The organism is Martelella mediterranea (genome assembly GCF_021021415.1).
In the GTDB taxonomy this organism is placed as follows: domain Bacteria; phylum Pseudomonadota; class Alphaproteobacteria; order Rhizobiales; family Rhizobiaceae; genus Martelella; species Martelella mediterranea_C.
In genome coordinates this window covers 52,271-75,156 of sequence record NZ_JAINWJ010000043.1, presented here as the reverse complement: position 1 = coordinate 75,156, position 22,886 = coordinate 52,271, and the positions used below count along the sequence as shown (strand labels likewise).

The following is a 22,886-nucleotide window of genomic DNA, read 5'->3' as shown; positions in this document are numbered from 1 at the left end:
AGAGGGACCATGGCCATCCAGCCCTATGATTCGCCGCTCGAGAAGATCTGGCACTATGCCTTTCTGGTCATCTGCGGCCTGATCTTCTTCTTCCTGATCTTTCCGATCCTGGTGATCATTCCGCTCAGCTTCAACGCGGAGGATTTCTTCACCTTCACGCCGAAAATGCTGGCGCTCGATCCGGAAGGCTACTCGTTCAAGCACTATCAGGATTTCTTCCACAATCCCGACTGGCAGCAGGCGCTGAGGAACTCGGTGATGATCGCGCCGGCGGCAACGCTGCTGGCCACCGGTTTCGGTACGCTGGCCGCGATCGGCCTTGCCCGAAGCCATGTGCCGTTTCGGGGCGCGATCATGGCGATCCTGATTTCGCCGATGATCGTGCCGCTGATCATTTCGGCGGCGGGCATGTATTTCTTCTATTCGCGCATCGGCCTTCAGGGGACCTATTGGGGCGTGGTGCTGGCGCATGCGGTGCTCGGCACGCCCTTCGTGATCATCACCGTTACGGCAACGCTGGTTGGCTTCGACCGCTCGCTGGAGCGGGCGGCGGCGAGCCTCGGGGCCAATCCGGTGACCACCTTCTTCAAGGTGCAGATGCCGCTGATCCTGCCCGGCGTCATTTCCGGCGCGCTGTTTGCCTTCATCACCTCATTTGATGAGGTGGTGGTGGTGCTGTTCCTTGGCTCCGCCTCGCAGAAAACCCTGCCGTGGCAGATGTTTACCGGGCTGCGCGAGCAGATATCGCCAACGATCCTGGCGGTCGCTTCGATCCTGGTCGCGCTCTCCGTGGTGTTGCTGACCTTCCTGGAATTCATGCGGCGGCGCTCCGAACGCCAGCGCGGACTTTCTCCGGGCTGATCAAATCCGGTCCTCGTCATCCTCCGTAGTAATGCACAAAGCACACTTACCGCGGAGATGACGATGTCGATAACCCTTCTGATCCTGGTCCTGGCGGGCCTTTGTATCGGCATGACCGGGGCCTGGGCGATTCAGCGGATAACCCGCAACAGCGGCTGGATCGACGCGATCTGGTCGGTTCTGACCGGCCTCGCCGGTCTTTCGGTCATCATATTTTCCGTTGACGGCAACCCGGCGCGCAAATGGCTGGCCGGCGTCGTGGTCGGGTTATGGGCCGCGCGGCTGGCAACGCACATCACCACCCGCAGCGCCGGCAAGAAGGACGACCCGCGCTATGCCGCGCTGATAGAGGAATGGGGCTCCTCAGCGAGTTTCCGGCTCTGGTGGTTCCTGATGATCCAGGCTTTCGCGAGCTTCGTTCTGGCGCTCTCGATTTACGCGGCGATCCTCAATCCCGCGCCATTCCCCGGCATCCTCGACTTCATTGGTCTGGCGATCGCGATTATCGCGATTGCGGGCGAGGGCACGGCCGACTGGCAGCTTTCCAGGTTCAAGAAGGAAAAGCCGGAGGGCAAGAAGGTCTGCGATATCGGCTTGTGGGGCTATTCGCGCCATCCTAACTATTTTTTCGAATGGCTTTGGTGGTGCGCTTGGCCATGCCTGGCGCTCTCGGGGTTTCAGGCTTTCTTCCCTTTCGCCGTCTCGCTGCTCGCGCCGATCATGATGTACTGGCTGCTCAATTACATCTCGGGCATCCCCTATCTCGAGAAGCATATGGAATCCTCCCGTGGCGACGCCTTCCGCGCATACAAGAAACACGTCAGGGCTTTCTTCCCGATCCCGAAGAAGGCTGACGCATGAGCAAGGCGCGCGATCCGCTGGCGGAGGCCTGCGGGTCTGTCGCCCTGGTTCTGGCCTTGAACAAGCCGGTCTATCCGCTCTATATCTGGTTTCTAACCGAAAGCGCTTTCCAGATTTCTCTCCTCACGGCGCTTTCGATGCCTTTTTACATCGCGGTCTGGTGGCTTGCGCGCCGCGGCAAGTCATTTCCCGCAAGGCTCGGTATGGTCGCGGTAGGAACCGTCGATACCATCTTCATCGCCTTTGTCCTGGGCGGGGAGAGTGGCACGCTGATCTTTCTTTTTGCCTGCATCATGCTGGCCGGCATCGCCTTTCATGCGCGCGAGGTATGGCTTTCACGCGGATTGATTGGCCTGATTTTCATACTGTTTGTCGCGCTCTACGGCCGGATCGGCGCGCCCATCCGGCCCGTCTCGCCGGAAGATATGCAGACCCTCGACTATCTCAATACGACGGGCGCGGCGGCGCTCGCGGCGTTCATCGCGCTGCGGTTCTTCCGAAGCCGAGCGGCGACCGTCACACCGCCGGCTTGATCAGGTGGAACTGCGCCACGTCGATCCGCCCGGCGTCGAAGCCGGTCGCGCAGTAATTGAGGTAATAGCGCCACATCCGCTGAAACCGGTCGTCGAAGCCAAGGGGCCGGATCGCATCCCATTCAGCCAGAAACCGGCGTTCCCATTCGAGCAGCGTGCGGGCGTAGTCCTTGCCGAAGGAGAACAGGTCCTTCACCGCGAGCCCGGCGCTGCCGGCGCCTTTGTTGAAGGTCTCGATCGAGGGCAGCATGCCGCCCGGGAAGATATAGGCCTGGATGAAATCGGGATTGCGGCGATAGTCATCCAGACGGTGATGCTCGATCGCGATCGACTGGATCACCGCCGTGCCGCCGGGCGTCAGGCGCTCGTTGACGGTCTTGAAGAACACCGGCCAGTTTTCCTCGCCGACCGCCTCGAACATCTCGATCGAGACGATCTTGTCGAACGTGCCCTTGCAATCGCGATAGTCCTCAAGCCGGATATCCGTCCTGTCTGAAAGACCGCTGGCGGCAAGCCGCTCGCGTGCATATTTCGCCTGCTCCTTTGAAAGCGTAAGCCCGGTGACATGACAGCCGGTGCGGGCGGCGGCGTGTTCGGCAAACCCGCCCCAGCCGCAGCCGATCTCCAGCACCCGGTCCTCCGGACCGATCTGCAGCCTTGCGATGATCCGGTCGTATTTGGCGGTCTGGGCCTCCGAAAGCGAGCGATCGCGGCCTTCGTAAAGCGCGCTCGAATAGGTCATCGTCTCGTCCAGCCAGAGCTTGTAGAAAGCGTTGCCGAGATCGTAGTGGAAGGCGATGTTGCGGCGGCTTCCGGACTTGCTGTTGCGTCGCAGCTTATGCCTGAGAAGGCTGATCTTGCGGAACAGGAAGGATGAGGAAAGTGCGCTTGAAAGTTCGCTCTCATTGGCCATGGCAAGGTCGAGCACGGCGGCCAGATCCGGCGTATCCCAGTGACCATCGATATAGGCCCGGGCGAAACCGAGATCGCCATCCTTCAAGAGCTCCAGCAGCGGCCGGGCGTTCCTGAGGCGGATCGCTGCCTCGGGTCCGTCGCGGCGGCCTTCCGTCCTGTAGACCCGGCCGTTCGGGAAGGTGAGCGTAAGCGCACCGGCGGTGATCCGATCGGCCATGCCGGCGATCAGCCGCTGCCAGAGATTGAGACCGCGATGGCTTTTGTGTTCAGGCTTCTCGCTCATAATCGTTCTTGTCCCCTGTCGCACCGCCCGCAACCGCGCTTTGAACGCGATGGGCCGAAGGCCGGTGTCTGAATACCGGCATGCCTTTCAATATCAACCGCAATGCCTCGTAGTGAATACCGGCAATAATCTTGATGGTCATCAGCGGATAGGAAAAAAATGCCCGCGCCAGCGCGCGGTCTCCGAACGCTTCCCGCCGGCCGTCGAAACAGGCATAGAGCAACGGCCCATCCGCATCCGTTTCGTTGATGGCGATCTTCACCTTGTCGTCCGGCGGTTGGATGGTGAAATGATAGGTGCATTCCATCGGAATAAAGGGCGAGACGTAGAGTTGCTTGTCCGCTGTCTGGCGAATGGGCCGGGCCTCGTCATCCACCGGAATGATGTAGGTGAAGCGTTCCTTGAAGGTGTTGCAGACCTCGTAGAGAATGGCCGTCAGCCGGTCATCCTCGCGGTAGCAGAAATAGACCGTGAGCGGATTGAACACGTAGCCGAGAATGCGCGGATAGCAGAGCATCTCGACGCGCGCGGCGCTGCGACCGGACTTTTCCAGTTCGCCGAGCGCCCAGGTCTTGAGATCGCCGCCGGAAAGCGCGCCGTGATCGCGGTCATGAACGCTGAAGAGCGAGAACCCGTTATGGGCGAAGAGCTTCAGTTTACGTCCCATGGTGGGAAGCTCATCCAGATCGATCAGCAGCGAAAAGACGCGGTAATCAAGCGCATGCTTCTTCGGCCGGTTACGCCGGTGGACGACCTTGCCCCTGAAGATTGCGGAACGAAAACTCATTCGGCGGCCACGCGCTCCGGTTCGAGGAATATCCTGCCGGATTCGTCTTCGACGTTCCAGGGGCGCCTGACGCCTGCGATCGCCTCGGCGGCGGCGAGCCCGGACTGCAGCCCGTCCTCGTGAAACCCGCTGCCAAAATGCGCGCCGCAATACCAGACATTGCCCTGGCCCTGAATGCGCCAGAGATCGCGCTGCGCGTCGATCGCCGCCTTGTCGAACAGCGGGTGCATGTAGGTATAGCGCTGATGGACGAGTTCGGGCCGGATTTCCTCGCAAGGATTGAGCGTGACGAACAGCGGCACGCGCTCATCGATATTCTGCAGCCGGTTCATCCAGTAGGTGACGCAAAGGTTTGGCGTACCGCGATCGCGACGCTCGAGATAATTCCAGCTCGACCAGACCTTGCGATGGGCCGGCATCAGGCGCTCGTCGCTGTGGAGCCAGGCTTCATTCGTGGTGTAGCGGAAGGCGGAAAGAAGGTTTCGCTCTTCCTCCGCGGGATTGTCGAGCAGTCTCAGCGCCTGATCGCCATGGGTTGCGACAACCACCGCATCGAAACGTTGCTCCGTGCCGCCGGCAACCAGCCTTACCCCGCTGTCGTCCCGCACGATGCGTTCAACCGGCGTGTTGAGGCGCACCGGGCCGCTGATCTGCTCCAGCATCCTTGTGACATAGGAACGGCTGCCGCCCGTGACGGTGCGCCATTGCGGGCGGTCTACCAGCGTCAACAGACCGTGGCTTTCGAAGAAGCGGGTGAAAGCTGCGAGCGGATAGGCGCGCATCTGCTCCGGCGTCGTCGACCAGATCGCGGCGCCCATGGGCAGGATATGGTCGCGCACGAACCGCTTGGAATAGCCGCGCGCGTCGAGATAATCCCCGAGGGTCAGATCCTGGTCGGCTTCCGATCTGGCGGCTGCGGGCGCATGGCGGTAGAACCGGAAAATATCGTAGACCATCCGCCAGAAGCTGAAGCGCAATATGTTCGACTTCTGCGCCAACAGCGTCGCGATATTGCTGCCGCCATATTCGAATGCGCCATTATCCAACGACGCCGAAAACGACATCTCGGAAGCCTCGGTCTCGACGCCGAGATAGGAGAACATCGCCGTCAGATTCGGATAATTGCGCTCGTTATAAACGATAAAGCCGGTATCGACCGGGATCGTGCGATCGCCGACGGCGACATCGGCGGTGTTTGAATGTCCGCCCGGCCGGTCGTCAGCCTCGAACAGCGTCACATGGCAGGACCGGCTCAAGAGCCAGGCGGCGGAGAGCCCGGAAATGCCGGAGCCGATGACCGCGACCTTCCTGTCGGCGCGAAGCTTTCTGTAAGCGTTTTCCTGGGGGTGGTGCATCGTGTTGTTTCCGCCTTGTTGTTCACCATGATTTACGCGACGACCCGCGTGATGGATTGAAAAGGCGCAAAATTTATCGGAACCTGTAATCCGGACGGAAACCGCGGCCGTAATAGCCGGTATGCTTGAAAGCGCTTGCCCCATGCCGGTCACCGGTCCGATCCCTGCGGCGCCCCGAAAAGGGGCGGCAGGCCGCGCCATGCGAAAACGGATGCGCACCGGGAAGGTGAGGAGTTTGCCCGAACTATCGGTAGAGGAAATGTCGCACTGCCTGGTCAGCGTCGGACGGACGCGGGACATGGCGGCCTATGAGCGCCTGTTTCGCCATTTCGGCCCGCGCATCCGCAGCTACATGATGAAACGCGCCTCGGACCCGGCGCTTGCCGAGGAGTTGATGCAGGAGACCATGATGATGGTCTGGCGCAAGGCGGAACTGTTCGATCCCGCCCGCGGCAATGCCTCGGCCTGGATCTTCACCGTCGCGCGTAACGTCAGGGTCGACAGCCTGAGAAAGATGCGCCGGCCGGAATTCGACCCGGACGACCCGGCGCTGGTGCCGGACGGACCGGAAGCGCCCGACGTCCAGTTCGAGCAGGACGAGAATGCCGCGCGGATGCGCGAAGCACTCTCCGGCCTGCCGGAGGAACAGGCAGAGCTTCTGCGGATGTCGTTTTTCGAGGAAGTCTCCCACAGTATCATCGCCGAACGCCTGGACCTTCCCCTGGGCACGGTCAAATCCAGAATCAGAGCAGCATTTTCCAGGCTAAGAACCGCGCTTGGGGAAAATCAATGAAGACAGGCACCATCCATCACCATATCAGCGACGCGCTCCTGCTCGAATATGCCTCGGGCGGCCTTGAGGAGAGCTGGTCGCTCGCGGTGGCAACCCATCTGGCGCTTTGCCCGCATTGTCGCGCAAGGCTGCGGCTGATGGAGGCCGCCGGCGGCGCCCTCATGGAAGAGGCAGAACCCGAAACCGCGAAGATTTCCGAGGACGCCTCCTGGGCGGCGCTTCAGGCGCGGTTGAAGGCAACGGATGTCAAAGCCGCAGCCAAGCCGGCGCCGGCCGCGCCGGGGGCCGCGTTGATACCCGAACCGCTGCGTTCCTATGTCGGCGCGACCTTCGACGACGTGCCGTGGCGACGCCTGGGGCTCTATGCCCATCAGGCGCTGCTTCAGACCGAGGACAAGGGCATTCAGGTGCGCCTGCTGCGGGTCGATGCCGGAAAGCCGCTGCCCGAGCACAGCCATGGCGGCCGCGAACTGACGCTGGTGCTGCACGGCAGCTTCACCTCGGAAGGTCAGACTTTCGGGCCCGGCGATTTCGAGGAGGAGGACGAGGATACGATCCACCAACCGGTGGTGGGGCCCGAGTCCGAATGCATATGCCTTGCCGTCACCGATGCGCCGCTCCGGTTCCAGAGCCGGTTCATGCGCGTGTTGCAACCACTTCTCGATATCTGAGGTGACCTCATGAAACGCGCCCTGACGGCTTTCGTGGCCACGGCCATCTGCTTTTCCCTGCTGGATTTCATCTGGCTCGGCACGATCGCCTTCCCGTTCTACCAGTCCGAGATCGGGCCGCTGCTGCTGCCGTCGCCCAACTGGACCGCCGGCCTGAGCTTTTATTTCATGTATCTGATCGGCATCTTCTATTTCGCCGTTCTCCCTGGAGTGAAAGCCGGTTCTGCGCTAAAGGGGCTGACGACCGGCGCGGTTTTCGGGCTGATGGCCTATGGCACCTACGATCTCACCAATATGGCGACGCTTGCAGGCTGGTCGTGGACCGTGGTGTTCGTCGATATGGCCTGGGGCGCGTTTGCCACCGGTCTGACCGGGCTTGTCGCCAGTTTCGCGACGCTGAAGCTGACCAGCCGCCCGGCTTGACTTCGCCCTTGCCGTGCCGTTTGAAAGGCGCGGAAGGGTGACCCTCATGTTCAAGCTCAAAGGTCCCGCGACATCGGAGCGGGAGATCAAGAAAAGCCGTTTTGCCACGATTGCCGCCCCGGTGGATGACGAGGCGGCGGCAAAAACCTTTATCGCCGAGAACAGCTTCGCCGATGCCACCCACAATTGCTGGGCCTGGCGCATCGGCGCCGATTACCGCTTCTCCGACGATGGCGAACCCGGCGGGACGGCCGGAAAGCCGATCCTTCAGGCGATCGAGGGACAGGAGATCGATTGCGTCGCGGTGCTTGTATCGCGCTGGTTCGGCGGGGTGAAGCTCGGCACGGGCGGACTGGCGCGAGCCTATGGCGGCAGCGCCGCGGAGTGCCTGCGGCTGGCCGAAAAGCTGCCGATCGTGGCGATGACGGCGGGGGTGCTGCCGGTCGCCTTTTCCGATCTGGCGCTTGTGGAGTCACGGCTTCAGGATGTTGATGGCCTCGTGATCGCCGGCCGCGATTTCACCGAGACCGGCGCCGATTTTCATCTGCGCGTGCCGGAGGCGGGGGCCGCGGCGCTGGCCGAGCTTGTGCGCGAACTCACGAATGGCCGCAGCAGCGTGAAATTCGATGACGACTGAGCGGATTTATCCGCTATGGTGCGGGAACCCGCCGCATGCGCCGGCGTTGATACGCTGTCGCCCCATTTTTCCGCAAAGGTCACCTTCATGCGCTCCGCTCTCACCGTCATCGCCCTTGCCGCCACGCTTGCCGCCTGCACCCAGCGCGCCGATTCGATCGGTGCGATTCCGGTTTCGCCCGAGGAATTCGCCGGCGCGAACTGCGAGACGCTGCTCAGCCAATACGAGGACGAGAACGCGAAGCTGAAGGACCTTTCGCAAGAGCAGGACAGCGAGATCGTCGGCGACGTGCGCATGTTCGGCGCAAGCCTCGGCAGCATGTCCGAAGACCAGAACATCAAGAACCAGGAAACCGCGATCGCCTATGCCAAGGGCCGCGTCAACGCGCTGGACATCGCCATGCGCCGGAAGAACTGCGCGATGTGAGGCGATTGCGCTTGCCCGCCGCCGCCGCGTATAGAGGAACGGGAGCCGATTCCCGGTGACGGGAAAGATCAGCCATGTTGAATGGATCGGACCCGCCGGCCGGGGCATGACGCAGCGTCGTCCCGCGGCTGCGGGCGATCCGGCGTTACAGGATTGTCCGCACGATGAATTCCGCAGAAGAGCCGGAAGAACCGGCCTCCGCTGACGGCGGGAAAAGACAGCTTCTGCGCATCTGGCTTCCGCTTCTGGTGCTCTCCATCCTTCTCGTGATCGTGATGCAGCTCGTGGCGCTGCCGGCCTCGCTGCTGCTCGGCCCGATGCTGGCGTCGATCCTGATCGTGTTTTCCGGGCGGCGGATCACCATGCCGCGCCTGCCGTTCAACCTGGCGCAGGGCGTGCTCGGCTGCCTGATCGCGCGGACCATGACATGGCCGGTGCTGCAGGAAATCGCCGCCGACTGGATGATCTTCGTCGCCGGCGTGCTCTCGGTGGTGTTCGCCAGCATCGCGATCGGCTGGGTTCTGGCGCGATATCAGGTGCTGCCCGGCACGACGGCGATCTGGGGCGCGTTTCCCGGCGCTGCGAGCGTGATGACGCTGATGTCCGCCTCGTTCGGAGCCGACATGCGACTGGTCGCCTTCATGCAATATACCCGCGTCGTTATCGTCACCCTGGTGGCCGCCACCTTTGCGCGATTCTGGACCGGGGGTGCCGCGGAAACCGCCGTGCCGGTCACCTGGTTCGCTGAGCCGGCATGGGGGCCGCTTGCCCAGACGCTTGCCCTGATCCTGATCGGCGTGTTCTTCGGCCGGTGGCTGAAGCTGCCGGCGGGACCGATGCTGGCGACGGTGATCGCCGGCTCGGTGTTGAACGTAACGGGCCTGATCGAGATCGAACTGCCGCAGATCCTGCTCGCCATCGCCTATGCCACGCTCGGCTGGGGCATCGGCGCGCGGTTCGACCGCGCCGTGATCGTCGATGCCGGCCGCGCCATGCCGCGCGTCATCGCCTCGATCCTCGCGCTGGTCGCGATCTGCGGCGTGCTGGCGGCGCTCCTCGTCTGGCTCACGGGCATCGATCCGCTGTCGGCCTATCTCGCCACCAGCCCGGGCGGCGCGGATTCGATCGCCATCATCTCCGCCTCCACCGATGTCGACGTCGCCTTCGTGATGTCGATGCAGATCGCGCGGTTCTTCTTCGTGATGGCGCTCGGGCCGATCCTCGCCAAGCTGGTGGCGAAGCACAGCCGGTTCTGAACCGATTTTGATTGTCCACGGCCCGCTGCCGGGTTAGCCTTCGCCAACGATAACAGGTGCGATGGAGGACAGATCATGTGCACGCGGATTTTCTACGAGACCGGAAACGCAACCTACATCACCGGCCGCTCGATGGACTGGCGCGATGTGACCATGCAATCCGATCTCTGGGTGTTTCCGCGCGGGCTTGCCCGCGATGGCGGGGTGGGCGAGGGGTCTGCGACATGGACCTCGAAATACGGCTCGGTGATCGTCGCGATCTATAACCTCGCCACCTCCGACGGCATGAACGAGGCGGGCCTTGCCGGCAACATGCTCTATCTGGTCGAATCGTCCTATGGTGATCCGGCCGCGCGGGGCAAGCCGCTGATCTCGGTCGGCGCCTGGCTGCAATACATGCTCGACAATTTCGCGACCGTCGCGGAAGCAGCCGAGGCCATGGCCGACGACCCGCTGACGGTGATCACCGGCGAGGCGCCGAACGGCGCGCCGGCGACCGTGCATTTAGCGCTCTCCGATGCCTCCGGCGACAGCGCGATCTTCGAATTCGTCGGCGGCAAGCTTACCATCCATCACAGCCGCGACTACAAGGTGATGACCAATTCGCCGACCTATGACCAGCAGCTTGCCATCAACGGCTACTGGAACCTCGTCGGCGGCAAGAGCTTTCTGCCCGGCACGGTGAACGCCGCCGACCGCTTCGCCCGCGCCAGCTATAACCTGAAATCCGCAACGCCGCTCAAGGACCGCCGCGCCGCACTCGCCTCCGTGTTCTCGCAGGTGCGCGCGATCTCGACCCCGCTCGGCATGTCCGACCCCGAAAAACCCAACATCGCCTCCACCCTCTGGCGCACCGTCGCCGAACACGACCACCGCCGCTACTATTTCGACTCCGTCATCAACCCCTCGGTGTTCTGGGTCGATCTTGCGGATTTCGATCTCTCCGAGGGGGCTCCGGCGAAGACGCTGGGACTGAACGATCCGGCATTGCCGGGCGGGGATGTCGCGGGGCTGATGAAGGCGGCGGCGCCGTTTGAGTTTTTGGTGCCTTGAGGTACGCCTCGCCTAACATAGCGACTTTTCTTCGTGTGGAGAGAAAATGGCCGATGAGACAAGGTACGCGTTGGTTCATGCATATAGTATCCGTGAACACAATAACGGAATGGAGGAGATAGAAAATTCGATAAATTTTGTAGCGGAACTGTCTTATATCGAAAGTGAAGAATTGGAGACAGATATCAGGCAGGTCAATAGTGCTGCCTCTTCGCTACATATAGTTCGAGCAGTTGTTGCCAACCGCGATGATCTATTAGAAGAGTTCGTCAACATCGGAAACACCTATTTAAAGGCGCAGGGTAGTTACACAATTTCTTTTGATAGAGGCATGGCGGAAATCTCGCGGAAATTATTGAACTTGTGCGCGTCGTTTCGTTCATATCTCGAACACCAAGAAACCCATCTTAAGACAGAGCTAGGGCGGGATTCGGAGGGTTGGATTAATTGGCGCAGTTTCATAGGGGAAGTCGAGCGCAAAAACAGAAGCTATGAACTGATCTATGGGCTTCGCAATTACATTCAGCACGTTGACATGCCCCCCTTGGCCATTGAACTTTTCGCTGATTCTCCGGGGGAGGTAAGCATCTCTGTAAAGCTGAAAAAGGATAAACTTCTTGCTCGTGGAGCGCAGTGGTCCGCACAGATGCGCCGATACATTAATTCGTTCGATGAGGGTATTTCACTGTGGCGTACCCTCGACGAATGGAATGAAGCTTTCCAACAAATTCAAATCAGAGGAACAGAGTTGCGGATTAGGCCCGCTGGGTTGAGTGCGAAACGTATTCTGACGTTGCGAGAAAGATTTGGTGTGCCAACCGGTGGCCAGATCGGAATTGCTTTATCTCCAGTTGGTCCTATTGACGGTGAGATGAAGCTCTCTTTGAGATGGATCGATGAGCTTGCTGCAGAAGATCTCGACGAGTTGCTGACTGAGACGTCGTTTTGTTAACGGCACGCCTGAGTATGAGAACCGGCTCACCAGCGTCCAGTACTGGTTGACACGGAAGGCGCGGTAAAGTCGGCCTATTCGCTCGAGTTGGGGTGGGCCCCGCCGGCCTGGGCTTTCGGCCTATAGGCTTTCGTTTATCAGGCCACTTATACTCTGCGTCATCCTCGGGCTTGACCCGAGGATCTAAGCACCTTTCCCCACGAAAAGCGCGGGCGGCGTTGCGTAAGTACCTCAATTCAACCGCAAGCTCCTCTCGCGACAGATGTGATTGGATCCTCGGGTCAAGCCCGAGGATGACGCAGAAAGCGTTGCGAGGCTTTCCGCAAAACGAAGGCCGGCGTTTCCGCCGGCCTCAATTTCCGTTTAGCGTTGTCGTTCGCCGCTACTCCGCCGCCTCCGCATACTCGCTCATCGGTGGGCAGGCGCACACCAGATTCCGATCCCCATAGACATTGTCCACGCGGTTGACCGGCGGCCAGTATTTGTCGACGCGGAAGGCGCCGGGGGGGAAGCAGGCTTGTTCGCGGGAGTACGAATGGGTCCATTCGCCGACGAGATCTTCCACCGTGTGCGGGGCGTTCTTCAGCGGGTTGTCGTCCCGGTCGGCGCGGCCTTCCTCGATATCGGTGATCTCGGCGCGGATCGCGATCAGGGCGTCGCAGAAACGATCGAGCTCGGCCTTGGTCTCCGATTCCGTCGGCTCGATCATCAGCGTGCCGGGGACGGGGAAGCTCATCGTGGGCGCGTGGAAGCCGCAATCGATCAGGCGCTTGGCGATGTCGTCGACGGAGACGTCGGCGCTATCCTTCAGCGGGCGCGTGTCGATGATGCATTCATGCGCCACGCGGCCCTTGTCCGACTTGTAGAGCACCGTGTAGGACCCCTTCAGCCGGGCCGCGATATAGTTGGCGTTGAGGATCGCCACGCGGGTTGCCTGCGTCAGCCCTTCGCCGCCCATCATCAGGCAGTAGCTCCAGGAGATCGGCAGGATCGACGGTGAGCCGAACGGGGCGGCCGAGACCGCGCCGCTTGTCCGGTCCGTCGCCGGATTGCCCGGCAGGTGCGGCGCCAGATGCGCCTTGACGCCGATCGGCCCCATGCCCGGACCGCCGCCGCCGTGCGGTATGCAGAAGGTCTTGTGCAGGTTCAGATGGCTGACATCCGAGCCGATATCGCCCGGCCGGGAAAGACCCACCATCGCGTTCATATTGGCGCCGTCGAGATAGACCTGGCCGCCATGGGCGTGGGTGATCGCGCAGACCTCGGTCACCGTCTCCTCGAACACGCCATGGGTGGAGGGGTAGGTGATCATGCAGGCGGCAAGGTTTTCGCCATGCTGCTCGGCCTTGGCGCGGAAATCGTCGATGTCGATATCGCCATTGTCGCGCGATTTCACCGGCACCACCTTCATGCCGGCAAGCTGCGCGGAGGCCGGGTTGGTGCCGTGGGCCGAGGTCGGGATCAGGCAGATGTTGCGGTGGGCCTCGCCATTGGCGCGGTGATAGCGGCGGATCGTCAGAAGCCCGGCATATTCGCCCTGCGCGCCCGAATTCGGCTGCATCGAGAAGGCGTCATAGCCGGTGATCTGGCAGAGCTTTTCCGACAGGTCGGCGATCATCTCGCGGTAGCCGGCCGTCTGGCTTTCCGGCGCGAAGGGGTGAATGTCGGCGAATTCCGGCCAGGTGATCGGCAGCATTTCCGCCGTCGCGTTGAGCTTCATCGTGCAGGAACCGAGCGGGATCATCGACCGGTCGAGCGCGAGATCGCGGTCGGCGAGGCGGCGCATATAGCGGGTCATCTCGCTTTCGGCGCGGTTCATGTGGAAGATCGGATGCGTCATGTAAGCGCTTGTTCGCAAAAGGCTTTGCGGCAGGCGGTAATCGGCCTCGAATTCGGCAATCGAGAATTTGCCGCCAAAGGCATCCCAGACGGCTTCGACATGGGCCGGCCGCGTGCGCTCGTTGACGGAAATGCCGATCTTCGTGTCGCCGACCTTCCTGAGGTTGACGCCGTTTTCGACCGCGTTCTTCATGATCAGGCTCTGGAACGCGCCGACCTCGACCGTGACCGTGTCGAAGAAGGTTTCCGGCTCCACCGCGAAGCCGAGCGCCTCGAGGCCCTTGGCGAGCAGCACGCCCTTGCGGTGGACCTGCTGGGCAATTGCCTTCAGCCCGTCCGGGCCGTGGAACACGCCATACATCGAGGCCATGACGGCGAGCAGCACCTGGGCGGTGCAGATGTTCGACGTCGCCTTTTCGCGGCGGATGTGCTGTTCGCGGGTCTGCAACGCCAGACGATAGGCGCGGTTGCCGCGGCTATCCACCGACACGCCGACGAGGCGGCCGGGCATCGAGCGCTTGTAGGTGTCCTTGACCGCCATATAGGCCGCATGCGGGCCGCCATAGCCGAGCGGCACGCCGAAGCGCTGCGAGGAACCGATGGCGATATCGGCATCCATCTCGCCCGGTGATTTCAGGAGCGTGAGGGCCAGCGGATCGGCGGCGATGGTGGCGATGGCGTTTGCGGCATGGAGATCGGCGATCACGCCGGTGAAATCATGCACATGGCCATAGGTGCCGGGATACTGGAAGATCGCGCCGAACACGGCGTCGGGCGCGAGGTCCTTGAAGGGATCGCCGACGATCACCTCCCAGCCGAGCGGTTCGGCGCGGGTCTTGATCAGGGCAATGGTCTGCGGGTGGCAGTTCTCGTCGACGAAGAAGGCAGTGGCCTTGGATTTCGCCACGCGGTTCGCCATCGCCATGGCTTCGGCCGCCGCCGTCGCCTCGTCGAGCAGCGAAGAATTGGCGATGTCGAGGCCCGTCAGGTCGGCCATCATCGTCTGGAAGTTCAGGAGCGCTTCCAGCCTCCCTTGCGAGATTTCCGGCTGATAGGGCGTGTAGGCGGTGTACCAGGCCGGGTTTTCCAGAATATTGCGCTGGATCACCGGCGGCGTGATGGTGGCGTTGTAGCCTTGGCCGATCATCGAGATGAGCGGCTTGTTCTTGTTGGCGGTCTCGCGCAGCTTGTCGAGCGCCTCGCGCTCGGTCATGGCGGGGCCCCAGGCGAGCGGCGTCTTCTGGCGGATGCCGGCGGGCACGGTGGCGTCGATCAGCGCGTCGAGACTGTCATAGCCGATCGCCTCCAGCATCGCCTCCATCTCGGCGGGCGAGGGGCCGATATGGCGGCGGTTGGCGAAGTCATAGGGCTGGTAGTCGGTGAACTGGAATTCCGCAGGGGTCGTCATCAGGCGATGAACTCCTTGTAGGCGGCTTCGTCCATCAGCGCGTCGGCATCGGCAGTGTTGGCGAGCTTCAGCTTGAAGAACCAGCCATCGCCCATCGGCGCGGAGTTGACCAGTTCCGGATTGTCGACGATCGCCTGGTTGACCTCGGTGATCTCGCCATCGAGCGGACAAAAGACATCGGAAGCGGCCTTGACCGATTCGACGGTCGCCGCGTCGTCATTCTTGGAAAAAGTCGCACCCACCTCGGGCAGTTCGACGAAAACGAGGTCGCCGAGCTGTTCGGCGGCATGCTGAGTGATGCCCACGGTGGCGACATCGCCCTCGATCTTCAGCCACTCATGTTCTTCGGTAAATTTGATGGTCATTTCTGCTGTTCCCGCTGATTAGCGCTTGTAGGTGGGTGTGACGAAAGGCATGTCGGCGATGGTGACGGGCAGGTATTTGCCCCGCACCTCGGCGAAAATCGTGGTGCCGGCGGCGGCGTGTTCTGCGGACACGTAGCCCATGGCGACCGGGCTTTCAGCGGAAGGACCGAAGCCGCCGGAGGTGACGTGGCCGATCTCGTGCTGGCCAGCGTCATCGGCAAACAGCTTCGCCGGCGCGCGCACCGGGGCGCGGCCCTCGGGCTTAAGGCCGACGCGTTTACGGCGCACGCCGTCCTCGAGCTGGCGGAAGATGCGCTCCTGGCCGGGAAAACCGCCGCCGCGGATCCCGCCCGGCCGGCGGGCCTTCTGGATGGCCCAGACAAGCGCCGCCTCGACCGGCGTGGTGGTCTCGTCGATGTCGTTGCCATAGAGGCAGAGCCCGGCTTCGAGCCTGAGCGAATCGCGCGCGCCAAGGCCGATCGCCTCGCAATCCTCGTGCGCCAGCAGCGCGCGGGCGAGTTCCTCGGCATTGTCGGCCGGCACGGAAATCTCGAACCCGTCCTCGCCGGTATAGCCGGAGCGGGAGATGACGCAGGTGAAGCCGAGGACTTCGCATGCGCGCACATCCATGAATTTCATCTCGGCAACGGAAGGGCAGAGCGGCGAGAGCACGGCTTCCGCCTTCGGGCCCTGCAGCGCCAGCAGCGCCTTTTCCTCGAAGAAAGCCTCGACATTGCAGAGGTCGGAAAGATGCGCCTTCATATGGGCGAGATCGGCATGCTTGCAGGCGGCGTTGACGATAACCAGAAGATGGTCGCCGCGGTTTGCGACCATCAGATCGTCCAGAATGCCGCCGTCCTCATTGGTGAAGAAGGCATAGCGCTGGCGGCCGGGTTTCAGCCCGGCGATATCCACCGGCACCAGTTTTTCGAGCGCCAGCGCCGCATCGGCGAGATTGCCGGAAATCGGCTTCAGCCACACCTGTCCCATATGCGAGACATCGAAAAGGCCGGCCTTTTGCCGGGTGTGGAGATGTTCTTTGAGAACGCCCATCGGATATTGCACCGGCATGTCGTAGCCGGCGAATGGCACCATGCGGGCGCCAAGCTCCAGATGAAGCGCGTGAAGCGGGGTTTGTTTCAGCGGTTCTTGCGAGACCAAGAGATTGCCTCCGGATTGCGTCTTTCATGAAAAACGCCGGCTCAAGGGTCGACGTTCCAAAGAACGCCAAAGCGAATGAGCCCCCTCTGTCCCATGTGCCTGAGATTATTATCCCTTCGGCCAGCCACAGCGAACCGCGACCTCGTCTCCAGAGTTCAGAACCTCGCGCTGGTCCTTTTGCCTGAGAGTTTCCGGGGCGGTTGCTCCTTCGGCACCACAGTGACGTGGCTTCTCCCAGCGCGATACGACATGGATTATCCGGTATGCGGCGCAATTTGCAAGGGGCAAGCGTGTGGCGGGCGCGAAATCCACCGGCAGACGCGAAATTGCGCACCGGCGATCCGTTGCACTTGCCATTTTCTTCCCGGCGCATTAGCTGAAACATCATGCCAGAGTTCAAGACAACCCGCCACGTCAGCCATTCCGCCGATCGCATGTTCGATCTGGTTGCCGACGTTGAACGCTATCCCGAATTCCTGCCGCTGTGCGAGGCGCTGACCGTGCGCTCCTCGCGCGAAAAGGACGGCAAGACGCTGCTGATCGCCGACATGACCGTTGGCTACAAGGGCATCCGCGAGAGCTTCACCACCCAGGTGCTTCTCAATCAGGCCGAGCGCAAGATCGATGTCAGCTATGTCGATGGGCCGTTCCGCTTTCTCGACAATCGCTGGCGGTTCGAGCCGGAAGGCGAGGGCGCCTGCGCGATCCAGTTCTACATCAATTACGAATTCAAGAACCGGATTCTGGGCGCAATGATGGGCTCGATGTTCGAGCGGGCATTCCGCAAGTTCTCCGAGGCCTTCGAGGCGCGGGCGGACGAAATCTACGCCTGAATCAGACCTTCCAGCATGCCGAGCGCCGTCTGCACGGTGGCAAGCCGGATGCCGTGGCGGCCGATATCGCCATAGCGGCTTTCGATATGGTGCAGGTGTCCGCGGCGATCGCGCGCCGCGAGATGAACGAGACCGACCGGCTTGTCCGCGCTGCCGCCGGAGGGGCCGGCAATGCCGGTGACCGCGACCGCCAGATCGGCGCCGGAGCGCAGCAGCGCGCCCGCCGACATCTGCAGCGCGGTCTCGCGCGAAACCGCGCCATGGGCTTCGAGCGTGCGGGCGCTGACGCCGAGCATCTCCATCTTCGCTTCGTTGGAATAGGTGATGTAGCCACGATCGACGACCGCCGAAGAGCCGGCGATATCCGTGAGTGCTGCGACCACCAGCCCACCGGTGCAGGATTCGGCGGTGGCGATGGTGAGGCCGGCGGCCTTGCAATGTTCGATCAGGGTACGGGCGCGTTCGGCGATATCGGCGTCGATCATGTCATATTTCCATAGTTCACGCTGGCCGTGGCAATCGCCGCGATGCCTTCGCGGCGGCCGACGAAGCCGATGGTCTCGTTGGTCGTGGCCTTCACCGAGCAGCGGGCGAGATCAATGCCGAGGCAGGCTGCGATATTTTCGCGCATGGCGAGGCGATGCGGTCCGACCTTCGGCGCTTCGGCGATCAGGGTAACGTCGGCGTTGAGGATCACGCCGCCATGTTCGCGTACGATCTTTGCCGCATGGGCAAGGAAGATATGCGAGGCGGCGCCCTTCCACTGCGGGTCGGATGGCGGGAAGTGGTCGCCGATATCGCCTTCGCCGCAGGTCGCGAGCAGGGCGTCGGTCAGCGCGTGGAAGGCCACATCGGCGTCGGAATGACCGGAAAGCGCCATGTCATGCGGGATCTTGATGCCGCACAGCGTGACGCCGTCGCCGGGCACCAGTTGATGGACGTCGTAGCCATTGCCGGTGCGGATATCGGCGATCGGGGGGCGTGACAGCTTCTCGTCGGCCATGGCGATCTCTCTCTTGTATGTCAGTTTCACATTGTCGGCGAGCCCGTCCACCAGCCGCACCGCGAGACCGGCCCATTCGGCGATGCCGGCGTCATCGGTGAAATCGGTGCGACCTTCAGCGGCCGCCTTGCGGTGGGCGTCATAAATAACCGGAAAGCTGAAGGCCTGCGGGGTCTGTGCGGCGTAGAGGCCGGAGCGCGATACGGTTACGCCGACATTGCCGTCACTATCCGCCTTCTTCAGCGTATCGGCCACGGCCACAGCCGGAAGGACGGCGGCGTGGCCGGCATTGAGCGCATCGGACACCCGCTCAAGCAGAGCAGCATCGAAGAAGGGCCGCACCGCGTCATGGATCAGCACGTGGCTGGGTGCGTTCGCCGCGAGCGCCGCAAGGCCGTTGAGGACCGATTGCTGGCGCGTCGCGCCGCCGTGGACGAAACGGATGCCGACCTGGTTTGTCAGGTGAGACAGCGCATCGGCAAAAAGGGCCTCGTCATCCGGATGAATGACAACCACGATGCCGGCCGTCGCGCGTCCCCATGCGGCAAATTCGCGCAAGGTGTGGGCAATCACCGGCATGCCGCCGATCAGCCGATATTGTTTCGGCCCTTCCTCGGGCGCGCCGGCGCGTTCGCCGCGCCCGGCGGCAACCACGACCACCCCTGGATTGTAGCTTTCACCCGCTGCCATGTTCGGCTAGAACCTGCGTGTTGATTCCTGTTGGCCGGAACTTACCCGGATTGACCCAATTTTCCAGCATTTGCCTAAATTTTATAAGGCGCCAGCGAAAGTGCTTGGCAAGGAATGGCGTCTTGTCTAAAAATAGGGCAAAGTGATGTGCTGCATGAAAGATAGCCATTTGCCTCACCGCAAACCATCAGATTCTTTTCGGATCGGCCCGATCGAGATCCGCAACCGCGTGATTCTCGCGCCGATGTCGGGCGTCACCGATCTGCCGTTTCGCGCGCTTGCGTGGCGGCACGGCGCGGGGCTTGTGGTGACGGAGATGATCGCAAGCCGCGAACTGACGTTCAATACCGCCGAGAGCTGGGTTCGGCTGCGCGGGGCGGGGCTGAAGCCGCATATGGTGCAGCTTGCCGGGCGCGATCCGCATTACATGGCGGAAGCGGCGCGGATCGCCGAAGCGAACGGCGCCGATATCATCGATATCAACATGGGCTGCCCGGCCAAGAAGGTGGTCGGCGGCTATACCGGCTCGGCGCTGATGCGCGAGCCCGAGCGGGCGCTCGAAATCATCGAGGCGACCGTCGGCGCGGTAAAGGTGCCGGTCACCGTCAAGATGCGGCTCGGCTGGGACCATGACAGCATCAACGCGCCCTATCTGGCGCGGCGCGCGGAAGAGGCGGGCGTTCAGGCGGTCACAGTGCATGGCCGCACCCGCATGCAGTTCTACAAGGGCGAAGCCGACTGGCAGGCGATCGAGCGCGTTGCCGAGGTCGTCTCCCTGCCCTTCATCGCCAATGGCGATATCGAGAGCCGGGAAGATGCCGCCTATCTGCTGTCGCGACCCGGCATCACGGCCGTGATGGTCGGCCGCTCGTGTCAGGGCCGTCCCTGGCATGCCGGCTATCTGGCGGGACGGGCCGAACCCGCTTTTGACGAAAAGGCGCGGATCGCGATCGCGCATTATCAGGCCATGATCGGCTTCTACGGTCCTGAAGTCGGCGTCCGTCATGCGCGCAAACATCTCGGCTGGTACCTTGAGCGGCTTGCGCCCGGCGTCGGCGCGGAGGCGCGGTCCTCGATCATGACCGCCGACGACCCGGATTTCGTGTCAGCGCAGCTTGCCGCCATCTTCGAATATGCATCGCCCGAAAGGAAAGCGGCATGAATTCCGTTATCGGCAATGGCAGACAGCGCCTCGGCGCGGAGGCCGTCGCTCTGCAGGTTTTGAACGCCATTCAAAACCCCGTCGTGCTGATCGAGCAGGACGGCCGCATCTCCTATACCAACTGGGAAGCGGAGGTGTTCTTCGGGGCGAGTGCATCACACCTGTCGCGCAAGACGCTGTCCGATTTCATTCCCTTCGACAGCCCGCTTCTGGCGCTGATCGCCCAGGTGCGCGAACGCCGCGCGCCGGTCAACGAATATCGCGTCGACCTGTCGTCGCCGCGTCTTGGCCAGGACAAGCTGGTGGACATCTATGTTGCGCCGGTGGGCGAAGAAGGCGGCGTGGTTCTCGTCTTCCAGGTCCGCTCCATGGCCGACAAGATCGACCGGCAACTGGTGCATCGCGCCGCGGCCCGCTCGGTCACCGGGCTTGCCTCGATGCTTGCCCATGAGATCAAGAACCCGCTCTCCGGTATTCGTGGCGCGGCCCAGCTTCTGGAAACCAATGCCAGCGACGACGACCGGGCGCTGACGCGGCTGATCTGCGATGAGTCGGACCGGATCGTTTCGCTGGTCGACCGGATGGAGGTGTTTTCCGACGAGCGGCCGATCGACCGCGTTCCGCTCAACATCCACTCCGTGCTCGACCATGTGAAGGCGGTGGCCAAGGCCGGTTTTGCCCGCGACATCAAGATCACCGAGGAATACGACCCGTCGCTGCCGCAGGTCTTTGCCAATCGCGACCAGATGGTTCAGGTGTTTCTCAATCTGGTCAAGAATGCGTGCGAGGCCGTCGGCGACAAGCCCGATGGCGAGATCACCCTGACCTCGGCCTACCGCCCCGGCATCCGCATGTCGGTCGCAGGCACAAGGGAGAAGATATCGCTGCCGCTGGAATTCTGCGTGCAGGACAATGGTCCCGGTGTGCCGGCCGACCTGATGCCGCATCTGTTCGATCCGTTCATCACCACCAAGCCGAACGGCACCGGCCTCGGCCTCGCGCTGGTCGCCAAGATCATCGGCGGTCACGGCGGCATCATCGAATGCGAGAACATGAACGGCCGTACGACATTCCGCATTCTCATGCCGGTCTCGAAAGATGTATTGCCGCTGCCGCCGGAAATGGCCAGCCCGAATATGGATACATGACATGACAGCTACGATCCTTGTTGCCGATGACGACGCGGCGATCCGCACCGTGCTGAACCAGGCGCTGAGCCGGGCCGGTTATGACGTCCGCATCACCTCTAACGCCGCCACGCTGTGGCGCTGGGTTTCCGCCGGGGAAGGCGATCTGGTGCTGACCGACGTGGTGATGCCGGACGAAAACGCCTTCGACCTGTTGCCGCGCATCAAGAAGTCGCGGCCGGAACTGCCGGTCATCGTCATGAGCGCGCAGAATACCTTCATGACGGCGGTGCGCGCCTCGGAAAAGGGCGCCTACGACTATCTCCCGAAACCCTTCGACCTGACGGAACTGATCGCGATCGTTGGCCGCGCGCTGTCGGAGCCGAAGCGCAAGCCGGCGCCGCTCGGCGATGACATGCAGGACGGCATGCCGCTGGTGGGTCGGTCCGCCGCGATGCAGGAAATCTACCGCGTCCTCGCCCGCCTGATGCAGACCGATTTGACGCTGATGATCACCGGCGAATCCGGCACCGGCAAGGAACTGGTGGCCCGCGCGCTGCATGATTACGGCAAGCGTCGCAATGGCCCGTTCGTGGCGATCAACATGGCGGCCATTCCGCGCGACCTGATCGAGTCTGAGCTTTTCGGCCATGAGAAGGGCGCCTTCACCGGCGCGCAGACCCGGTCTTCCGGCCGGTTCGAACAGGCCGAGGGCGGCACGCTGTTTCTGGACGAGATCGGCGACATGCCGATGGATGCGCAAACAAGGCTTTTGCGCGTACTCCAGCAGGGCGAATACACCACCGTCGGCGGGCGCACGCCGATCCGCACCGATGTCCGGATCGTGGCCGCCACCAACAAGGACCTGAAGCAGTCGATCAATCAGGGCCTGTTCCGCGAAGACCTCTATTACCGACTCAACGTTGTGCCGCTGCGCCTGCCACCGCTGCGCGAACGGGCTGAGGATATCGGCGATCTGGTGCGCCATTTCGTCAATGAGGGCGAGGTCGAGGGCTTGGGCGGCAAGCGCTTCGAGCAGCAGGCGCTGGACGCGATGAAATCCTATGGCTGGCCGGGCAATGTCCGCGAACTTGAGAATCTCGTTCGCCGCCTGATGGCGCTCTATCCGCAGGAAGTGATCACCCGCGAGATCGTGGAACAGGAATTGCAAGCCGATCAGCCGGAAGCGCCCGCGGAGGGCGCAACGGTCAGAAACGGCATGCCGACCATCGCCCAGGCGGTGGAGGAGAACATGCGCACCTATTTCGCCGGATTCGGCGACGGCCTGCCGCCGTCGGGCCTTTACGAGCGGGTGCTCAACGAGGTCGAATATCCGCTGATCCTGGCGGCGCTGACGGCGACCCGCGGCAACCAGATCCGGGCCGCCGATCTTCTCGGCCTCAACCGCAATACGCTGCGCAAAAAGATCCGCGAACTGGGCGTTTCGGTCTATCGCAGTTCCCGCAGTTCCTGAGCTTACCGGACTTCTGTT

The 22,886-nt window shown here is 62.4% G+C and carries 24 protein-coding genes and 1 riboswitch; of the genes, 15 read left to right on the top strand and 9 right to left on the bottom strand.

Going from position 1 to position 22,886, the window contains the following annotated elements; genetic code table 11:
* The first annotated feature begins 9 nt into the window (after positions 1 to 9).
* The 3 genes from K7H91_RS19820 to K7H91_RS19810 all read left to right on the top strand — a co-directional run bounded on the left by K7H91_RS19820 (position 10) and on the right by K7H91_RS19810 (position 2,255).
* The gene (locus tag K7H91_RS19820) at positions 10 to 861 is read left to right on the top strand and encodes an ABC transporter permease (protein WP_230721938.1); all 852 of its coding nucleotides are present in this window, start codon (positions 10 to 12) and stop codon (positions 859 to 861) included.
* A 63-nt stretch (positions 862 to 924) separates the two neighbouring features.
* Positions 925 to 1,722, top strand: a complete 798-nt coding sequence (locus tag K7H91_RS19815; RefSeq protein WP_230721937.1) for a DUF1295 domain-containing protein — start codon at positions 925 to 927, stop codon at positions 1,720 to 1,722.
* Positions 1,719 to 2,255: a hypothetical protein gene (locus tag K7H91_RS19810; RefSeq protein WP_230721936.1), complete on the top strand. Its 537-nt coding sequence runs from the start codon at positions 1,719 to 1,721 to the stop codon at positions 2,253 to 2,255. The genes K7H91_RS19815 and K7H91_RS19810 overlap by 4 nt, the downstream gene beginning before the upstream one ends.
* Here K7H91_RS19810 and K7H91_RS19805 read toward each other — a convergent pair.
* The 3 genes from K7H91_RS19805 to K7H91_RS19795 are packed head-to-tail and all read right to left on the bottom strand — an operon-like array spanning position 2,239 to position 5,595.
* Positions 2,239 to 3,453: an SAM-dependent methyltransferase gene (locus K7H91_RS19805; protein WP_230721935.1), complete on the bottom strand. Its 1,215-nt coding sequence runs from the start codon at positions 3,451 to 3,453 to the stop codon at positions 2,239 to 2,241. The two genes, K7H91_RS19810 and K7H91_RS19805, sit on opposite strands and share 17 nt — an antisense overlap.
* The gene (locus tag K7H91_RS19800; protein ID WP_230721934.1) at positions 3,437 to 4,240 is read right to left on the bottom strand and encodes a DUF1365 domain-containing protein; all 804 of its coding nucleotides are present in this window, start codon (positions 4,238 to 4,240) and stop codon (positions 3,437 to 3,439) included. The genes K7H91_RS19805 and K7H91_RS19800 overlap by 17 nt, the downstream gene beginning before the upstream one ends.
* A complete protein-coding gene (locus K7H91_RS19795; protein WP_230721933.1) occupies positions 4,237 to 5,595 on the bottom strand; it encodes an NAD(P)/FAD-dependent oxidoreductase in 1,359 nt (452 codons plus the stop codon). Before K7H91_RS19795 ends, K7H91_RS19800 begins: the two co-directional genes overlap by 4 nt.
* Positions 5,596 to 5,821: 226 nt before the next feature.
* Between K7H91_RS19795 and K7H91_RS19790 the strand changes: the two genes are divergently transcribed.
* From K7H91_RS19790 to K7H91_RS19755, 8 genes are all read left to right on the top strand, one after another.
* Positions 5,822 to 6,388, top strand: coding sequence for a sigma-70 family RNA polymerase sigma factor (locus K7H91_RS19790; RefSeq protein ID WP_419197502.1), 567 nt, complete (start codon positions 5,822 to 5,824; stop codon positions 6,386 to 6,388).
* Complete coding sequence (locus K7H91_RS19785) at positions 6,385 to 7,059, top strand: ChrR family anti-sigma-E factor (RefSeq protein ID WP_230721932.1); 675 nt, start codon at positions 6,385 to 6,387, stop codon at positions 7,057 to 7,059. Before K7H91_RS19790 ends, K7H91_RS19785 begins: the two co-directional genes overlap by 4 nt.
* Before the next feature lie 9 nt (positions 7,060 to 7,068).
* The gene (locus K7H91_RS19780; protein WP_230721931.1) at positions 7,069 to 7,482 is read left to right on the top strand and encodes a DUF2177 family protein; all 414 of its coding nucleotides are present in this window, start codon (positions 7,069 to 7,071) and stop codon (positions 7,480 to 7,482) included.
* A gap of 46 nt (positions 7,483 to 7,528) precedes the next feature.
* Positions 7,529 to 8,119, top strand: a complete 591-nt coding sequence (locus tag K7H91_RS19775; RefSeq protein WP_230721930.1) for an IMPACT family protein — start codon at positions 7,529 to 7,531, stop codon at positions 8,117 to 8,119.
* A gap of 15 nt (positions 8,120 to 8,134) precedes the next feature.
* Positions 8,135 to 8,545 (top strand): hypothetical protein, encoded by a 411-nt coding sequence (locus K7H91_RS19770; RefSeq protein ID WP_230721929.1) that lies wholly within the window; start codon positions 8,135 to 8,137, stop codon positions 8,543 to 8,545.
* Positions 8,546 to 8,709: 164 nt separating this feature from the next.
* The gene (locus tag K7H91_RS19765) at positions 8,710 to 9,801 is read left to right on the top strand and encodes an AbrB family transcriptional regulator (protein WP_230721928.1); all 1,092 of its coding nucleotides are present in this window, start codon (positions 8,710 to 8,712) and stop codon (positions 9,799 to 9,801) included.
* A gap of 75 nt (positions 9,802 to 9,876) precedes the next feature.
* Positions 9,877 to 10,854 (top strand): linear amide C-N hydrolase, encoded by a 978-nt coding sequence (locus tag K7H91_RS19760; protein ID WP_230721927.1) that lies wholly within the window; start codon positions 9,877 to 9,879, stop codon positions 10,852 to 10,854.
* A gap of 46 nt (positions 10,855 to 10,900) precedes the next feature.
* Entirely contained in the window at positions 10,901 to 11,806 is a 906-nt protein-coding gene (locus K7H91_RS19755) for a hypothetical protein (RefSeq protein ID WP_230721926.1), read from the top strand.
* 382 nt (positions 11,807 to 12,188) lie between these two features.
* Here the strand turns inward: K7H91_RS19755 and gcvP are convergent, their stop codons facing one another.
* The 3 genes from gcvP to gcvT are packed head-to-tail and all read right to left on the bottom strand — an operon-like array spanning position 12,189 to position 16,513.
* Positions 12,189 to 15,053, bottom strand: coding sequence for an aminomethyl-transferring glycine dehydrogenase (gene gcvP, locus K7H91_RS19750; RefSeq protein ID WP_230721925.1), 2,865 nt, complete (start codon positions 15,051 to 15,053; stop codon positions 12,189 to 12,191).
* Positions 15,053 to 15,418 (bottom strand): glycine cleavage system protein GcvH, encoded by a 366-nt coding sequence (gcvH, locus tag K7H91_RS19745; RefSeq protein ID WP_018063259.1) that lies wholly within the window; start codon positions 15,416 to 15,418, stop codon positions 15,053 to 15,055. Before gcvH ends, gcvP begins: the two co-directional genes overlap by 1 nt.
* A gap of 18 nt (positions 15,419 to 15,436) precedes the next feature.
* Positions 15,437 to 16,513 carry a glycine cleavage system aminomethyltransferase GcvT gene (gcvT, locus tag K7H91_RS19740; protein WP_230721949.1) on the bottom strand — a complete coding sequence of 359 codons (1,077 nt, stop codon included), beginning with the start codon at positions 16,511 to 16,513 and terminating at the stop codon, positions 15,437 to 15,439.
* Between the two features lie 225 nt (positions 16,514 to 16,738).
* Positions 16,739 to 16,826: riboswitch (glycine riboswitch) on the bottom strand.
* A 139-nt stretch (positions 16,827 to 16,965) separates the two neighbouring features.
* Here gcvT and K7H91_RS19735 point away from each other — a divergent pair.
* Positions 16,966 to 17,412: a type II toxin-antitoxin system RatA family toxin gene (locus K7H91_RS19735; protein WP_230721924.1), complete on the top strand. Its 447-nt coding sequence runs from the start codon at positions 16,966 to 16,968 to the stop codon at positions 17,410 to 17,412.
* Here K7H91_RS19735 and K7H91_RS19730 read toward each other — a convergent pair.
* The 3 genes from K7H91_RS19730 to K7H91_RS19720 are packed head-to-tail and all read right to left on the bottom strand — an operon-like array spanning position 17,403 to position 19,274.
* Positions 17,403 to 17,897 carry a CinA family protein gene (locus tag K7H91_RS19730; protein ID WP_230721923.1) on the bottom strand — a complete coding sequence of 165 codons (495 nt, stop codon included), beginning with the start codon at positions 17,895 to 17,897 and terminating at the stop codon, positions 17,403 to 17,405. The two genes, K7H91_RS19735 and K7H91_RS19730, sit on opposite strands and share 10 nt — an antisense overlap.
* Positions 17,894 to 19,105 (bottom strand): bifunctional 2-C-methyl-D-erythritol 4-phosphate cytidylyltransferase/2-C-methyl-D-erythritol 2,4-cyclodiphosphate synthase, encoded by a 1,212-nt coding sequence (locus tag K7H91_RS19725; RefSeq protein ID WP_230721922.1) that lies wholly within the window; start codon positions 19,103 to 19,105, stop codon positions 17,894 to 17,896. Before K7H91_RS19725 ends, K7H91_RS19730 begins: the two co-directional genes overlap by 4 nt.
* Positions 19,092 to 19,274: a hypothetical protein gene (locus K7H91_RS19720; protein ID WP_018063264.1), complete on the bottom strand. Its 183-nt coding sequence runs from the start codon at positions 19,272 to 19,274 to the stop codon at positions 19,092 to 19,094. The genes K7H91_RS19725 and K7H91_RS19720 overlap by 14 nt, the downstream gene beginning before the upstream one ends.
* Between K7H91_RS19720 and dusB the strand changes: the two genes are divergently transcribed.
* From dusB to ntrC, 3 genes are read left to right on the top strand one after another with little or no spacing between them, the layout of a single operon-like run.
* Positions 19,251 to 20,267 (top strand): tRNA dihydrouridine synthase DusB, encoded by a 1,017-nt coding sequence (gene dusB / locus K7H91_RS19715; protein WP_230721921.1) that lies wholly within the window; start codon positions 19,251 to 19,253, stop codon positions 20,265 to 20,267. The genes K7H91_RS19720 and dusB overlap by 24 nt on opposite strands.
* Complete coding sequence (locus K7H91_RS19710) at positions 20,264 to 21,415, top strand: two-component system sensor histidine kinase NtrB (protein ID WP_230721920.1); 1,152 nt, start codon at positions 20,264 to 20,266, stop codon at positions 21,413 to 21,415. Before dusB ends, K7H91_RS19710 begins: the two co-directional genes overlap by 4 nt.
* A gap of 1 nt (position 21,416) precedes the next feature.
* Entirely contained in the window at positions 21,417 to 22,868 is a 1,452-nt protein-coding gene (ntrC, locus tag K7H91_RS19705) for a nitrogen regulation protein NR(I) (protein ID WP_230721919.1), read from the top strand.
* The last annotated feature ends 18 nt before the right edge of the window (positions 22,869 to 22,886 follow it).

Excerpts from the sequence above, each read along its gene's own strand:
- K7H91_RS19820 (WP_230721938.1), top strand. The coding sequence starts at position 10 with ATGGCCATCCAGCCCTATGATTCGCCGCTCGAGAAGATCTGGCACTAT.
- K7H91_RS19815 (WP_230721937.1), top strand. The coding sequence starts at position 925 with ATGTCGATAACCCTTCTGATCCTGGTCCTGGCGGGCCTTTGTATCGGC.
- K7H91_RS19810 (WP_230721936.1), top strand. The coding sequence starts at position 1,719 with ATGAGCAAGGCGCGCGATCCGCTGGCGGAGGCCTGCGGGTCTGTCGCC.
- K7H91_RS19805 (WP_230721935.1), bottom strand. The coding sequence starts at position 3,453 with ATGAGCGAGAAGCCTGAACACAAAAGCCATCGCGGTCTCAATCTCTGG.
- K7H91_RS19800 (WP_230721934.1), bottom strand. The coding sequence starts at position 4,240 with ATGAGTTTTCGTTCCGCAATCTTCAGGGGCAAGGTCGTCCACCGGCGT.
- K7H91_RS19795 (WP_230721933.1), bottom strand. The coding sequence starts at position 5,595 with ATGCACCACCCCCAGGAAAACGCTTACAGAAAGCTTCGCGCCGACAGG.
- K7H91_RS19785 (WP_230721932.1), top strand. The coding sequence starts at position 6,385 with ATGAAGACAGGCACCATCCATCACCATATCAGCGACGCGCTCCTGCTC.
- K7H91_RS19780 (WP_230721931.1), top strand. The coding sequence starts at position 7,069 with ATGAAACGCGCCCTGACGGCTTTCGTGGCCACGGCCATCTGCTTTTCC.
- K7H91_RS19775 (WP_230721930.1), top strand. The coding sequence starts at position 7,529 with ATGTTCAAGCTCAAAGGTCCCGCGACATCGGAGCGGGAGATCAAGAAA.
- K7H91_RS19770 (WP_230721929.1), top strand. The coding sequence starts at position 8,135 with ATGGTGCGGGAACCCGCCGCATGCGCCGGCGTTGATACGCTGTCGCCC.
- K7H91_RS19765 (WP_230721928.1), top strand. The coding sequence starts at position 8,710 with ATGAATTCCGCAGAAGAGCCGGAAGAACCGGCCTCCGCTGACGGCGGG.
- K7H91_RS19760 (WP_230721927.1), top strand. The coding sequence starts at position 9,877 with ATGTGCACGCGGATTTTCTACGAGACCGGAAACGCAACCTACATCACC.
- K7H91_RS19755 (WP_230721926.1), top strand. The coding sequence starts at position 10,901 with ATGGCCGATGAGACAAGGTACGCGTTGGTTCATGCATATAGTATCCGT.
- gcvP (WP_230721925.1), bottom strand. The coding sequence starts at position 15,053 with ATGACGACCCCTGCGGAATTCCAGTTCACCGACTACCAGCCCTATGAC.
- gcvH (WP_018063259.1), bottom strand. The coding sequence starts at position 15,418 with ATGACCATCAAATTTACCGAAGAACATGAGTGGCTGAAGATCGAGGGC.
- gcvT (WP_230721949.1), bottom strand. The coding sequence starts at position 16,513 with ATGGTGCCATTCGCCGGCTACGACATGCCGGTGCAATATCCGATGGGC.
- K7H91_RS19735 (WP_230721924.1), top strand. The coding sequence starts at position 16,966 with ATGCCAGAGTTCAAGACAACCCGCCACGTCAGCCATTCCGCCGATCGC.
- K7H91_RS19730 (WP_230721923.1), bottom strand. The coding sequence starts at position 17,897 with ATGATCGACGCCGATATCGCCGAACGCGCCCGTACCCTGATCGAACAT.
- K7H91_RS19725 (WP_230721922.1), bottom strand. The coding sequence starts at position 19,105 with ATGGCAGCGGGTGAAAGCTACAATCCAGGGGTGGTCGTGGTTGCCGCC.
- dusB (WP_230721921.1), top strand. The coding sequence starts at position 19,251 with ATGTGCTGCATGAAAGATAGCCATTTGCCTCACCGCAAACCATCAGAT.
- K7H91_RS19720 (WP_018063264.1), bottom strand. The coding sequence starts at position 19,274 with ATGGCTATCTTTCATGCAGCACATCACTTTGCCCTATTTTTAGACAAG.
- K7H91_RS19710 (WP_230721920.1), top strand. The coding sequence starts at position 20,264 with ATGAATTCCGTTATCGGCAATGGCAGACAGCGCCTCGGCGCGGAGGCC.
- ntrC (WP_230721919.1), top strand. The coding sequence starts at position 21,417 with ATGACAGCTACGATCCTTGTTGCCGATGACGACGCGGCGATCCGCACC.